General features: G+C 58.7%; 15 protein-coding genes. 2 read left to right on the plus strand and 13 right to left on the minus strand.

Annotated features, from left to right (window positions below; translation table 11 throughout):
- From VJR29_06850 to VJR29_06900, 11 genes are all read right to left on the minus strand, one after another.
- Positions 1 to 2,102 (minus strand): hypothetical protein (locus VJR29_06850; GenBank protein HKY63119.1); only part of this gene is annotated, 2,102 nt, incomplete at its 3' end.
- A gap of 106 nt (positions 2,103 to 2,208) precedes the next feature.
- Positions 2,209 to 2,817 carry a hypothetical protein gene (locus VJR29_06855; GenBank protein ID HKY63120.1) on the minus strand — a complete coding sequence of 203 codons (609 nt, stop codon included), beginning with the start codon at positions 2,815 to 2,817 and terminating at the stop codon, positions 2,209 to 2,211.
- A 310-nt stretch (positions 2,818 to 3,127) separates the two neighbouring features.
- Positions 3,128 to 3,988: an ABC transporter ATP-binding protein gene (locus VJR29_06860; GenBank protein HKY63121.1), complete on the minus strand. Its 861-nt coding sequence runs from the start codon at positions 3,986 to 3,988 to the stop codon at positions 3,128 to 3,130.
- An 81-nt stretch (positions 3,989 to 4,069) separates the two neighbouring features.
- Positions 4,070 to 4,408, minus strand: coding sequence for a hypothetical protein (locus VJR29_06865; GenBank protein HKY63122.1), 339 nt, complete (start codon positions 4,406 to 4,408; stop codon positions 4,070 to 4,072).
- 20 nt (positions 4,409 to 4,428) lie between these two features.
- Positions 4,429 to 4,881 carry a hypothetical protein gene (locus VJR29_06870; GenBank protein ID HKY63123.1) on the minus strand — a complete coding sequence of 151 codons (453 nt, stop codon included), beginning with the start codon at positions 4,879 to 4,881 and terminating at the stop codon, positions 4,429 to 4,431.
- 42 nt (positions 4,882 to 4,923) lie between these two features.
- Positions 4,924 to 5,583 carry a peroxiredoxin-like family protein gene (locus tag VJR29_06875; GenBank protein ID HKY63124.1) on the minus strand — a complete coding sequence of 220 codons (660 nt, stop codon included), beginning with the start codon at positions 5,581 to 5,583 and terminating at the stop codon, positions 4,924 to 4,926.
- 47 nt (positions 5,584 to 5,630) lie between these two features.
- Positions 5,631 to 6,059, minus strand: coding sequence for a CBS domain-containing protein (locus VJR29_06880; protein ID HKY63125.1), 429 nt, complete (start codon positions 6,057 to 6,059; stop codon positions 5,631 to 5,633).
- Complete coding sequence (gene ligD, locus VJR29_06885) at positions 6,056 to 7,708, minus strand: non-homologous end-joining DNA ligase (protein HKY63126.1); 1,653 nt, start codon at positions 7,706 to 7,708, stop codon at positions 6,056 to 6,058. Before ligD (VJR29_06885) ends, VJR29_06880 begins: the two co-directional genes overlap by 4 nt.
- A gap of 9 nt (positions 7,709 to 7,717) precedes the next feature.
- Complete coding sequence (locus tag VJR29_06890) at positions 7,718 to 8,527, minus strand: Ku protein (protein ID HKY63127.1); 810 nt, start codon at positions 8,525 to 8,527, stop codon at positions 7,718 to 7,720.
- The gene (gene ligD / locus VJR29_06895; GenBank protein ID HKY63128.1) at positions 8,440 to 9,429 is read right to left on the minus strand and encodes a non-homologous end-joining DNA ligase; all 990 of its coding nucleotides are present in this window, start codon (positions 9,427 to 9,429) and stop codon (positions 8,440 to 8,442) included. The genes VJR29_06890 and ligD (VJR29_06895) overlap by 88 nt, the downstream gene beginning before the upstream one ends.
- 3 nt (positions 9,430 to 9,432) lie before the next feature.
- The gene (locus VJR29_06900) at positions 9,433 to 10,371 is read right to left on the minus strand and encodes a MerR family transcriptional regulator (protein ID HKY63129.1); all 939 of its coding nucleotides are present in this window, start codon (positions 10,369 to 10,371) and stop codon (positions 9,433 to 9,435) included.
- Between the two features lie 190 nt (positions 10,372 to 10,561).
- Between VJR29_06900 and VJR29_06905 the strand changes: the two genes are divergently transcribed.
- Positions 10,562 to 10,705, plus strand: a complete 144-nt coding sequence (locus VJR29_06905) for a hypothetical protein (GenBank protein ID HKY63130.1) — start codon at positions 10,562 to 10,564, stop codon at positions 10,703 to 10,705.
- Here the strand turns inward: VJR29_06905 and VJR29_06910 are convergent.
- Together VJR29_06910 and VJR29_06915 are read right to left on the minus strand one after the other, a co-directional pair.
- The gene (locus VJR29_06910; protein HKY63131.1) at positions 10,696 to 10,890 is read right to left on the minus strand and encodes a hypothetical protein; all 195 of its coding nucleotides are present in this window, start codon (positions 10,888 to 10,890) and stop codon (positions 10,696 to 10,698) included. The genes VJR29_06905 and VJR29_06910 overlap by 10 nt on opposite strands.
- Before the next feature lie 3 nt (positions 10,891 to 10,893).
- Entirely contained in the window at positions 10,894 to 11,460 is a 567-nt protein-coding gene (locus VJR29_06915; GenBank protein ID HKY63132.1) for a hypothetical protein, read from the minus strand.
- Positions 11,461 to 11,536: 76 nt separating this feature from the next.
- On the opposite strand from VJR29_06915, the gene VJR29_06920 reads away from it, so the two are divergent.
- On the plus strand, positions 11,537 to 12,581 hold a 1,045-nt coding region (locus VJR29_06920; protein ID HKY63133.1), incomplete at its 3' end, for an SLBB domain-containing protein.

Genomic DNA, 12,581 nt, shown 5'->3' on the forward strand with positions numbered 1-12,581 from the left:
ATAATCCCTTTAATGATGTCGGCTTTCGAAGGGCCAGGGGGAGGCGGGGCAAGCGCCGGTTTCGGCCGCTCCTCAAAAGAAAGCGCCGGCACTTGGCCAGGGTGGAGCTTCTTCCACTGCTCGACCGCATAGTCACGAAAAGAGCCGGCCACGAGCTCTTTCTTTTCGTTCACCAGCCCTAGTCGAAGCGCCATGGGAGATAAGGCTTCCCACTCCTCGTCTTTGGCATTGGACAGGATATCGATCAACCGAAGGGTCAAGGCGACATTGCGCAGCTCCACGGTGCTTTCTTCGAGTTGATTCAACTCCGGGTACGGGTAAATTTTGGAAGCATTCAGGGAGCCCCCTTCACCGTCTTTGAAGAGCTCTTGAAGCAAGGCGCCCCGCATGCTTGGAATCAAGGCACCTTCGCGATCGAAGCAACGCAAGAGCTTGGATTGCCCTTTTTCGTCCAGCCATTTCAATTCGACGATTCTTTTTCGCATTTGATAAACGCTCAGCCGTCCCAGGAGAAACTGGACCTCGGCGTCGCTCAGGTCATAACCTCGATACTGCCGGCGAAGCATGGCGACTTGCTCGGCGATATTTTCCTTGGCTTTGAATTTCCCGCCAAAAGCCGGGGCCTTCAAATCATCCTGCAACAAACCGAGGGGAAACCATCGATTGGGGGGTAAATGCACATCGCCAAGCTCGTTCTTGCCCTGCAACCAAGACCAATCGACTTTGTGATAAAAATCCTCTTCGCCGGATTGGAGAGGATCTCCGACCAAAAGTGACGAAAGGAGAAAGCCGCGTATCGCTTCGATCTCGAGCTCGGCCCCTTGTAGGACCTCTTGGGAGGCCTGCTCAACGTATTGCTCATCCACGAACATCGATTCGGAAATGGCGGGAATTACCAAATCGGCGGCGCCTTTCAGGAGGGTTCCGCCGACTCCGCGATGCGGCGATTGCAAGTCATTGGCTCGTTGCAAAATATGATGCTTGGCGGCGCTGCCGATGGTCCCACGATCGAGATGGTTATAAAACATGAAGCCGATATCGGCGACGAAGGCGGTCAGCATCAGGCGATTGATCCAACCGCTCGCGACGCGGACCTTGGAATTGTTCAAAAAGCCCAGACGAGCTTGTCCAAGGCCCAGAATCAGAAGGTCGGGAACGAAGAATCCCGCCATTTGAGTCGCAAACCGAGCCGTCGAGCCTTGATCAAAAATCTTGCCGATGGTGGCGTCGACTAAGCGGGAAGAGAGCAGTCGCGAGCCGAAAGAAGCGGAGAGACGATTGTTGATTTGAAGAGGGGTCTCGGTACCTACAGTCGGCAATACGGCAATAACCCCCAAGGCTCCAGTCTGTAAGCTCATGCCCCTTTGTGCCATATAGACCCCGAGGGCATGACGCTCCAAACGATGATGCTCGGGGTGCCAACCTAACTCATCCGCCAGAAATTTCGACCCAAGAATGGCCGAGGCTCCCATCAGCAAGGCGGGCGAGCGAAATGCGAAGCGACCCGCGGCCGTTCGGGGCATTTCTTCCAATTTACCAAACCCTCGGGGTCCTTCCAATTTACCCCACCCTTCAGAGGAGGAGTTGAAAAACCAATTTTGGAACTTTCCTTCAAATTTAAGATTATATTTGGCCAGGGAATTCACTGCCAGCCCCGCACCTTCGAGGACAGCCACTGGCGCTGCCGTTAAGGCCAAGTAATGTAACCCACTTGGCTCAGTGGACTCAGGAAGCAAAAATTCCGCTTTCTGGCAATCGCGATTCCCAACCGACCCGCTGAGCTCGGCCAATTTCTGAAAATCCTCGCAGGCTTGGGGAATGTACCGGTTTTCCTCCGCCGAATCCCATCGCATCCAGCCCGCGTCGTTCAAACGGCCATGCCGCAAACGGAGCAGGGAGTGCTTCGCATCCAGGACTCCGACAAAGGCCTCGCCCTCGGGGCTCAAGTAGTTCAGCTCGATTTGCGATTGAGGGGAACGGGGGATCTTCAGAATATCGCCGGCGTCAACCTCGACATGCGCCGCGCTCTTTTCTTCGATGTATTCCTGAAATTTTTGGAGAGACCGAGAGTCGACGGAAACGGAATTCGGATGATTCGGCATAAGCCCCCACTTATACCGAGCCCCCTCTAACGATTAGCTTTATCGGAAACTATAGCTATAAGTTGCGGGGGGGGGCATCCCGTATAACTACTTGAAAGTACATGGACTAGTCGTCGGAATCTTCATCATCCTCCGAGTCGGATTGAATGGCAGCGTTAGGCGGAGCCTCCTTTACGCTGATTGGGTCATCATTCAGGCCGGTCTTGTAGCAATTGCAGAAGGGATCGTAGATCGCCAGCGTCGCGGCCTCGGTCACTTGCGGTCGCGAGCCAATCGCTTGGTAAGGTCCCTGATCCCCGGCCTGGGCCGAAAGGTTGACGTTGTCTTGGAATTGCTGGATTTGGCCGGTCGAGCTCGCCTTTTCGAAATGAAAGCCCGGGCCTTCCGCTTGGGGTTGGTTGTCGTCGCTGCTCGAAGGCAGATGAGCCGGCGTCAAGGTGGTCGGACCTTGGGCCGGGCTGAGGCCCTCGCCGAGGCTTTGCGAATCGTCGCTCGGGAGGGGAGCCTGCTGGACCGGCGGGGCTGCGGGGAGATCCGAGCCGTCGATCTGCGGCGCGCGGGCCGCCGCGTCGTTTTCGCCGCGCGAATCTTCGCCGCCGCTGGCCAAGCTGTCCTCGAGCACCGCGGCTTCCTCGTTGCTAAGTTGGACCCGGCCCTCGTTGCAGGCATTCAAAAGCAAGAGACCCGGAATTAAAAAGATCAGGGATTTTTTCATCGGTTCGTTCCTCCTGCCTCTCAAGCAAAGCAAGCCGAAGGCCAGGCTCCATGAAAATATATATTTAATAATTTCAATAACTTATATTCAAGATGGGCAGAGAAATAGAAAATTTTGAAAAAACGGAAAGTGAATTGTCGGTACTTGTCATCCTGAGCGAAGCGAAGGATCTGCGACCTACTAAGGTCCTTCGAAGGACCTTATTCACTTCGGTCCACCAATTGGAATTCCGACAGAACGAAGAGCGCTGGAGTCCCAAGTTTCTTGGCCTTCGCAGATCCTTCGCTTCGCTCAGGATGACAAGCGTCGGCTAAATCGTGAAGCTTTTACGGTTGGAAACGGTGGAACGAAAACGCCCGCCCTGCTTGGCGAGCTTGAGATCGGCATCGAAGGCCTGGCCGAGCCGCTTGGATTGAAGAACCTTGGCTTTGGGACCCGCGGCCAGGACCTTGCCCGCTTTCAAGAGCAGCACATGGCTGAAGAAGGGCGCGATCTCCTCGACGTGATGGGTGACCAAGAGCAGGGTCAGATTTCGGTTCTTGCGGATCAAGCGTTGCAAGAAATCGAGAAAAGTCTCGCGCGCCACCATGTCGAGGCCGGCGCAGGGCTCGTCCAAAATTAAAATTTTCGGCTGAGCCATTAGGGCCCGGCCGATCAGGACTCGCTGCTGCTCGCCCTGCGAAAGATAGCCCCAAGGGCGGTCTTCCAATTCGCCACATTCGATGTCCTTCAAGATGCGGTGGCCGGCTCGGCGGTCGCTTTCGGTGATCTCGCCCCAATAATTCAGAATGGCCTCGCGGCCGCTGATCACCGCGTGCAGGGCCGGCTCATCAGCCCGGAGCAAGGCCCGGAGGCTGGAGCTGACGATGCCGATCTTCTTGCGCAGCTCCCGCCAATCGTAGGCGCCGTAGCGCTTGCCCAGCACCTTCATCTCGCCCCGGCTCGGCGTCATGTAGGCGGTGAGGACGTTGAGCAGGGTCGTCTTGCCGGAGCCGTTGGCGCCGAGCACCGCCCAATGCTCGCCGGGCATCACCTTCCAATCGATGTTATCCAGGATCAGAATCTCGCGTTGCAGCGATAGCCCCTTGAGCTCAAGGACCGGGCTCCGATTTCCCCCCTTTGAAAAAGGGGGGACCAAGGGGGGATTTAAAGCGCTGGCTTGCCCTCGCACTCTCTTAGAATGCCTTGCCACGGCTTTAAATCCCCCCTGCCCCCCTTTTCCAAAGGGGGGTGTATTCTTTAGTTTCATGATTCAACGCCGAATTTGGCTGGGAATGGTGATCGAATAGCCGGGCGCATTTTGGTAGAGCAGGCAATTGCCGAAATATTGGCCATAGTAAGCATCGTAGTAGCAGGTATTGTCGGAGTTTCCTTCATCCTTGCCGATCTTCCAATCGTAGAGATCATGGTCGGGATCGTACATGAAGGGCGGGCTGACCACCACCGGAACCGAGCCGCCGGTCCGGCCGCGCGAGACCGTTCCCGACCCCGGCGGATAAGGCGAGCCCGAAAAGCCGATCGGCGGCGCGTAGAGCTCGGCTGAAAAAACCAGCAGCGGCAAAAGAAACCCGAATGTCTTGATCCAGCCCATGCACCCAGTTTAGCTCGAACTCAGGGACTCCTCAACGCCAGCAAAAAAATCCAGCCCGCGAGCAAAAGGGCTAAAATCACGGCCATGACCAGGATGATGACCTTGATCGAAATCGTCCTCGGCGCCTCCGGCTGCTCCAAAGCCTGCCAATCCACCGGCTTGGCCGGCGGAATCGCCGAGCTGCTATGGTCGGTGGAGATCATCGGTCCGGCTCCCCCGCCCAGATTGACCATGAACTTTTGGATCGGCTCGCGCATCTCGGGCGGCAACTGGTCGAAGCTGGTGTAGACGGTCCCATGCTTCTGGCCGGCCCGCTCCACCGCCTTCTGCACGAAAGGATGCTTCCACACATCCTCTAAAATATCGGGAACGCCGTTCTTGTTGGCGTCGGCCAGAACCTGCCGGACGGTTTCGGGCAAATTGTCGAGCGAGCTTGGATCGACCTCTTTGCCATTCACGAAAATTTTGGTCATGTCAGCCATGAGAACTCCTTAAAACGGGGCTAAAGCCCCTTGCTACCGCTGAGCCGGAACCGCTTCGGCCGCCGCCTGAAGCAGGGCCTGGGCATCGACCCGGACTTTATAGTCGGGATTGGAATAAGCCCAGCGGATCTTGCCTTTCTGATCCACGACGTAAGCCGCCGGCACCGGCAGCAGGTGATGCTTGGCACCGGCGTGCTCCTCCAAGTCGAGCCCATAATCCTTCTTGTATTTGGAATAAGTGGCCTCATCGACCTGGAAGGCCAAGCCGAAAGCGCGGATCGCCTCGGCATCGCCGTCCGAGAGCAGCATGTAACTGAGGTCGTGCTTCTTCAAACTCTCCCGGATCTTCTCGACCTTATCGGGGCTGATCGCGATGATCTGGTAACCGAGCTTCTGCAGGGGAATGTCGACCTGCTTGAGCTGGCCCAACTGAGTGCTGCAGTAGGCGCACCAGCCGCCCCGGTAGAAAATCAGGACCGTCGGCTGATTTTTCAGCAGCCGGCTCAAGGGAACTTCCATGCCGTCGGCATTGGTCAGGGTCACCTCGGGAACTTGATCGCCGGCCTTCAAGGGCCGAACGCTCTCGGCCGAGGCCGCCGGCGCCGGGACCTGGCGCGGGGCCACGGCTGCAGCCGAAAAAGACAGGGCGGCGGCGACGAACAAGGCTCCAAGCTGGAAAGGGATTCGCTTCATCCTTCTCTTCTATTGTAATTCCAGCCGGGGTTCAAACCAAATAGCGATCAATCCCGCGAGATCTCCTTCAGCAGCTCGCCGGTGGATTCGAGGTTGGGATTGTTCTCGGCCAGGTCTTTCTGGGCGATGATCCCAACCAGCTTTTGACTTTCATCGACCACCGGAAGCCGGCGCACTTGGTGGTCCTCCATGGCTTGGAGGGCCTGGGTCCATGGATCGCCGGGCCGGCAAAAAACCAGGTCCGAACTCATCACCGAATCGGCCCGAACGGCGCTGGCGTCCTGATGGGCGGCGATGACCTTCAAGACGATGTCGCGGTCGGTGAGGATGCCGACCAGCTTGCGGCTCTTCCGGTCGTCGACGATCGGAATGGCTCCGACGTCCTCCTCCTTCATCATACGGGCGATGTCCTCGATTTTTTGCTGCGGGGTCGCGCATTGGGGATCGGGGGTCATGATGTCTTGGCATGTTTTCATGTTTTCCTCCTGGGTTTTCGGCGTCCGACTCGGACCGCCGGGCGCTCGCGCTTGACTTCGAGAGGCGAGAGGTCCGGGCGGATCCCGAGAAAGACGGGTTGGCGCAAATGGCCGTCGCGGGTCCACTCGGAGAATCGGACTTCGGCCACCAGCTTGGGCTCGACCCAAGTGCAGCGCTTCATCTCCCAAGATGGAATTCCGTGGGGGCCGGGTTGGGGCAAATCGGAAAAAGGAACCTTGCTCCGCGCGATTTTTTTCAGCTGGCCGTGCAAGCTCTTCAAGAGCGCGTGGTCGAAGCCGGTCCCGACCTTGGAGGCGAAACGCAGCTCCTTGCCTTCATAGTAACCCACGATCAAGGCGCCGAAGTAAGGCCGGCTACGGCGGGGCTCGGTAAAGCCGCCGATGACGAACTCCTGTTGCTGGGTGACCTTGAGCTTCAGCCAGGCGCCGCTGCGACGACCGCTCTCGTAGACCGAGTCGGCCCGCTTGGCGACCAAGCCCTCGAGCCCCAACGAGCGGATTTTCTTGAGCAGGACTTCGGGTTTGCCCTCAAGGTTGGCCGAGAAGCGCAATGGGTCTTCGCTCTCTTGGAGCAGCTCCTCCAACAAGCGCTTGCGCTCGCTCAATGGCAGGGCCTTCAAATCCTTGCCCTCGAGCTGAAGGAGATCGAAGGCATAATAATAGACCGGCGCTTCCTGGTCCTCGAGCAAAGGGGCCTGGAGCAGTTGGAAGGAGGAGCGGCCTTTTTGGTCCAAGGCGACGACTTCGCCGTCCAAGACCGCGCTCTTGGCCGGAAGCTCGGCGACGGCCCGAGCCAAGTCGGCGAAACGCTCGCTGTAATCCTTTCGGTTGCGCGAGAGGACTTGGACTTTCTTGCCGGCTTTGAGGATCAAGGCCCGGATGCCGTCGAACTTCAGCTCGTACTTCCAATCGCCGGCCGGGATGGCCTCGACCAGCAGCGCTTTCATCGGCTCGACGAAGGCCGGCTTAGCCGGCTTAAGCTTGGCTGAAAGCTTCGGCGCTTTCGCAGCTGGCTCGGGTTCCTCGGCCGGTTTCAGCTTGCCGCTGGAGCCGCGGTTGCTCTGCCAAACCCTTTTCTTCTGCTCGGCGATCTGCTTCATGGTCCGGCCGGTCAGGGCCGAACGGTCGTCGACCCGAGGGCCGATGGCCTTCATGTCATTTTCGCGCTTGAAGATGAGCCAGGGATCCTTGCCGTTCTCGACCCGACGCATCCGAACCATCGTCCAATCGCCGTTCAGCTTTTTTCCGTGGAGGGTCAAATCGATATGGCCTTTTTTCAAGCCGGCCGGGCCGCCCCGGCCATCGGCGTCGAAGGTGCCGAAGTCCCAGACCATCACCGAGCCGGCGCCGTAATTGCCGGCCGGGATGATCCCCTCGAAATCGGCATAGGCCAAGGGATGATCCTCGACGTGCATCGCCAGCCGGCGCTCGCCCCGCCGGGTCGGCAGGCCCTTGGGAACGGCCCAGGATTTGAGGACGCCTTCCATCTCCAACCGGAAATCGTAATGCAGCTGTCGGGCGGCATGCTTTTGGATGACGAAGGAATGGCCCTTGCCCCGCTTGAGGAAACCCGCCGGCTCGGGCGTCCGCTGGAAATCGCGCATTTTTTGATAACGGGCCAGTCCCATCCTTCTTCCTCAAGACGCCCGGCGATTGGACTTCTTTTTGGGCCGGCCGCTTTCCCGGATGCTCTTGCGCAGCACGTCCACCAAGTCGATGACGTTGGCGGCCCGTTTCTTCGGCGCGGCCTTGGTCGGGATCTCCTTGCCGCCGGCCTTGATCTTGGCCTGGATCCGCTTCATCAAGGCTTCCTTGTAATCGTCGTGGTACTTGTCGGGCTTCCACTTCTCGCTCATCGACTTGACCAAGGTCTTGGCCATCTCGATCTCCTTGGCGCCAAGCTTGGTTTCTTTGGGAATGGAAAAGGAGTCGAGGTCCGAGATCTCGTCGGCGAAATGCATCAGCTCCAGCACCAAGGCATGGCGCCGCGGCTTCACCGCCGCCAGATACTGGCGGGTCTTGATCACCACCTTGGCGATCCCGACTTTTCCGGTCTCAGCTAGAACCTCCCGCAGCAAGGCATAGGCCTTTTCGCCGCCCTTGACCGGCACCATGTAGTAAGGCTTGGAGAAGAAGACCGGGTCGATGTCGTCCAATTCGACGAAATCGACGATGTCGACGGTTTGGGTCGCTTCGACGTCGGCTTGCTTGAAATCCTCGTCCTTGAGGATGACGTATTTCCCGTCCTCGTACTCATAGCCCTTGGCGATCTGGTCCCAGGGGACTTCCTTGCCGTCGGCCTCGGCCACCCGCTTGTAGTTGATCGGGCTCAGGTCGCTCCGGCGCAGCATGCGGAATTTCAGCTCTTCGCTCCGGGTCGCCGAGTAGAGCGAGATCGGGATCGTGACGAGGCCGAAGCTGATCGATCCTTTCCAGATGGCGTGCATAATTCCTCCAGTTTTTGCTTGAGCTTCAGCACCGGCGCGAAAAGGTCGCCATATTTCTTGGCTCGCTTCAGCACGGCGTCGGCGTCGAAGCTCAAGGCCTCCGCGTCGCCGGATTTCAGGGCCCTGCTCAGCTCGGTCCAGCGCAGCGGAGTCGAAACGGTCGGCCTCTCCTTCGCCCGCAGCGAATAGACGCAAACCGTCGTCTTATGATCGTCGTTTTGGCTCCAATCGATGAAAATTTTACCCTTTCGCAGGCTCTTCGCCATCTTCGAAACCACCTCTTGGGGGTAGCGGGCCTCGAAGGCCTCGGCCAGCCCCTTGGCGAAGGTCTTGGTCCTTTCATAATCGACCGGCGTGTTAAGCGGGACGTAGACCTGAATCCCCTTGGAGCCCGAAGTTTTGGGCAAACACTCGAGCTTTTGCCGGCCGAGAAACTCTTTGATTCGCAAGGCCAGGTCGGCGCATTCAAGGATGCCGACGCCCGGGCCCGGATCGAGGTCGAAGACCATCGTCGTCGGGCGGAGGATGTCCTTGCCCAGGCTCAAGCTGACATGGAGCTCGAGATCGGCCAAGTTCACCAGCCAAACCAGTTGGGCCAAATCCTCGACCATGCAGTAATGGATGTCCTCGCCCCGATGCTCGCTGAACACCCGGGTGGTCTTGAACCAGGAAGGCCGATAGGGCGGACAGCGCTTTTCGTAGAAAAAAGGGCCGCGCACGCCTTCGGGATAGCGCTTCAATGTCAGAGGACGGCCCTTCAGATGGGGCAGGAGATGGGGAGCGATCCGGATATAGTAGTCGAGGACCTGAGCCTTGGTGAAATCGGCGGCGGGATAGAAAACCTTGTCGAGGTTGCTGAGCTTGAGCTCATGGCCCTCGATTTGTAGGGAATGGCCGGCCATATCCTATCCCCCGTGAGTCACCTCCCGGTGCAAGTCTTCCAGCTGCTCAAGCAGGTCCGGAAAATTTCCCGACGAGAGAGCCCCGACCTTCTCGAGGGCGCCGCGGTAGGGGGCAACGCCGCTGCCGACGGCCAGGATCTTCACTTCCGGCGCCAGCAGCTTGCGCAGGCCTTGCAGCTCGGAATGGATGCGCGGGTCGTTCCACGGCTGGTTGAGATTGAGGATCACCAAGCGGACCGCAAGCTGATGGGCGGCGGCGGCGATCTCCTCGGCCGGCAGGTTCGGCCCCAGGTAGGTGGCGTTCCAACCGCTGGCGGCCGCGGCCGAGACCGCGTAGAGCGCGCCGAACTCCTGGTGCTGCCCGGCCGGGCAAGTCGAGATCAGGCGCGGCGCGTGGGGCAGCACCTCGTAGGACTTCATGAAGTTGACCAGGAAGGGCCGAAGACAGGCGTGGGTGAAGCGCTCATGCACCAAGCGAAGCTTGCCTTGGCGGACTCGGGCCAAAACTTCCTCGATCAAGGGAACCACCAAGGTTTCGATGAGGACCAAGGGACTCATGTAGATGGTGGCCTTAGCCAGGGCCAAGTCGAGGGCGGTGGCATCGATCTGCGACACCGCCTGGAGACAGCCGGTCAAGAGGTCCTCGGGCTCGCTCTCCGCTTTCCGCTCCACCCGCTTTTCGTTTTCCAGGCTCCGCACCAACTCTTTGAGCTCGGTCAAGGAGATGCGAGCGACTTGGCCGATCCGATGGCCTTCGCGGGTCAAGTAACCCAGGAGCTGGAGGCGCTCGATGTCCTCGTCGGTGTAGGCTCGACGGTTGGTTTGAGTGCGCTCCGGTTTCACCGCCTGATAGCGCTTTTCCCACATCCGGATGACGTGGGGATTCAGACCGGTCAAGCGGGCGACTTTTTGAATGGGTTGAGTCTTGTCCTTGGAAGGCATGCCGAAACCTCTATCAGCAAATCATAGGTGAATTTGTTTAACTTGGGAAGGAAAATGCCTTTTTATAGTTAACACCATGTTTTTTAAATATTTTTATCAATTAATCCCTTTCTTAAGATTTAGACAAAATGACTGGATTGTTTAATATAGTGAAATTAAAATTAAACAAAACTCTGTCGAAGGAGGCTTTATGGCGCTCATGAAAGGACAAAAGTATCGTTGCTCCAATCCCCAATGCGGTTGCGAGATCGAAGTGATTCAGGGAGCCAAGCCCGGCGGTGGTGGAAATCTGGCGCCGCGCTGTTGTTGCGGCATGGAGATGGTTCAAGAATGATGGCTGGGCCGGCTTTCGGGCGCCGGCGGCGTATTTCCGTAGCGCTCTTCGTCGGGATCGGAATTCACCGACCGAGTGCGAGGCGGAAGCTGCTGGACCGAGGCCGGCCTGCCCTGCGGCTCCGGCCGTCCGCGCAGGAACTTTTCATTCTTGGCCTCTTCCTTTTTTTCCTTGGAAGATTTCATCTCTCACCAGGAACAGGACTTCGCGACCAACAAGCTCTTGGCTTCCTGCTCGCGGCGCGAGCAGGCTTCTTCCAGCGAATAAGGCGTCGCGCCGGCCTGAGCCTTGCCTAAGTCCTCGACGGTCTTCTCGAAGAGAACGCGGAATTTTTCGCGCTCCTCGCCGGACCCGATGTTTTTCACGCAATCCTCATACTTTTTCACGAAGGCGTCGCAGCCGGGAAGACCGAAGGAATAATCGCCGCCTTCCTTGGCGATCTGGGTTTTCTGATCCGCCACCGAAACCGGCGCCGTCGTCATCGCCCCCTCCGGATTGCTCTGGCGGGGACAGCCGAGCAAGGCCAAGCCGGAGCATCCCAATAAGCAGGCGAGGAAGAATCGATTCATGACGCGACCTCGAACTTTCCCGCGGCCGCCGCGGCGCCGCTCGCTACGGTCCTCATAACGCTCGCGAAAGCCGGAACCTTCGTAACCCCGCTCTTCGGCGCCCCGTGGGCGCTCGACCCCCTTGCGTCGCGGGGCTTTTGGCTCAGCGGTCTTGGCGAGGAGAAAAATTGTCCAATTGTTGATCATTTTGATAAAATCATAAGGAGCAATATGGAGAATTTCAATATGTTTTGTCTAATTTTTACGGTTTTTGTCTAATTTTATGAAGAATTTCAAAGTCTCAAAACCGGGCCACCATCTCCTTTTGGCCCACTCCCCCTCTTCCTATGCCGAGTACGAGGAATGGCATGGCGGCAAGCTGCGCGAGGTGATGGCCGTGGCTCCGCTTCGAGCGATCGAAGAGCTCGAGAACTCGGGCCTGCGCGGCCGTGGCGGCGCCGGCTTTCCGACCGGAAGGAAATGGCGCAGCCTGCTGGAGCATCCTTGTAAAACCCGCTACGCGGTCTGCAACGCCGCCGAAGGCGAGCCGGGCACTTTTAAAGACCGTTTCCTTCTCCGCAAAAATCCCTACGCGGTGCTCGAGGGCCTGACGATGGCCGCAGCCACTATCGGGGCCAAAGCCGCCTACATCGTCTTGAAGTCTTCTTTCGAGCCCGAGCTCGCCGCGCTCAAGAAGGCCTGGCATGAAATGAAGCGGCGGGCCGGCTTCAAACGGCTGCCTTTGCACTTCGTCCAAGGTCCCGAGGAGTACTTGCTCGGCGAGGAGAAAGCCTTGCTCAACGTCATTGAAAACGAAGGGCCCTTTCCCCGACCGGCCGATGAACCGCCTTACGAGCGCGGTCTCTTCGCGACGCCGGTCTCGCCCAACCCGGCCTTGGTGAACAACGCCGAAACTCTGGCTCACGTCGCCACCATCCTCCGCCACGGCGCCGAGTCCTTCCGCCGTTTGGGCAGCGCGGACACGCCGGGAACGATCTTGGTCACCTTGAGCGGCGACGTGGCTCGGCCCGGCGTTTACGAGGTCGAGGCCGGGCGGACCTTGCGTTCGCTGTTGCAAGATGAAGGCGGCGGCCCGGTCGAAGGCCGAAGCTGGAAGGGATTGCTCTGCGGCGTCAGCGCCGCCTTGATTCCGCCGGAGCAGCTCGACACGCCGGCCGACTTCGGCTCGCTGCGGGCGATCGGCTCCAACTTGGGCTCGGCCGGCTTCATCGCCCTGGGCGAGCGCGCCCCGATGCGGGCCGTGACCGAAGCGCTCAGCCGCTTCCTCTACGTCGAGTCCTGCAACCAGTGCTCGGCCTGCAAGGCCG

It is taken from the genome of bacterium, from assembly GCA_035281585.1.
Taxonomy (GTDB): domain Bacteria; phylum UBA10199; class UBA10199; order DSSB01; family DSSB01; genus DATEDP01.

Excerpts from the sequence above, each read along its gene's own strand:
- VJR29_06855 (HKY63120.1), bottom strand. The coding sequence starts at position 2,817 with ATGAAAAAATCCCTGATCTTTTTAATTCCGGGTCTCTTGCTTTTGAAT.
- VJR29_06865 (HKY63122.1), bottom strand. The coding sequence starts at position 4,408 with ATGGGCTGGATCAAGACATTCGGGTTTCTTTTGCCGCTGCTGGTTTTT.
- VJR29_06870 (HKY63123.1), bottom strand. The coding sequence starts at position 4,881 with ATGACCAAAATTTTCGTGAATGGCAAAGAGGTCGATCCAAGCTCGCTC.
- VJR29_06875 (HKY63124.1), bottom strand. The coding sequence starts at position 5,583 with ATGAAGCGAATCCCTTTCCAGCTTGGAGCCTTGTTCGTCGCCGCCGCC.
- VJR29_06880 (HKY63125.1), bottom strand. The coding sequence starts at position 6,059 with ATGAAAACATGCCAAGACATCATGACCCCCGATCCCCAATGCGCGACC.
- ligD (HKY63126.1), bottom strand. The coding sequence starts at position 7,708 with ATGGGACTGGCCCGTTATCAAAAAATGCGCGATTTCCAGCGGACGCCC.
- VJR29_06890 (HKY63127.1), bottom strand. The coding sequence starts at position 8,527 with ATGCACGCCATCTGGAAAGGATCGATCAGCTTCGGCCTCGTCACGATC.
- ligD (HKY63128.1), bottom strand. The coding sequence starts at position 9,429 with ATGGCCGGCCATTCCCTACAAATCGAGGGCCATGAGCTCAAGCTCAGC.
- VJR29_06900 (HKY63129.1), bottom strand. The coding sequence starts at position 10,371 with ATGCCTTCCAAGGACAAGACTCAACCCATTCAAAAAGTCGCCCGCTTG.
- VJR29_06905 (HKY63130.1), top strand. The coding sequence starts at position 10,562 with ATGGCGCTCATGAAAGGACAAAAGTATCGTTGCTCCAATCCCCAATGC.
- VJR29_06910 (HKY63131.1), bottom strand. The coding sequence starts at position 10,890 with ATGAAATCTTCCAAGGAAAAAAAGGAAGAGGCCAAGAATGAAAAGTTC.
- VJR29_06915 (HKY63132.1), bottom strand. The coding sequence starts at position 11,460 with ATGATCAACAATTGGACAATTTTTCTCCTCGCCAAGACCGCTGAGCCA.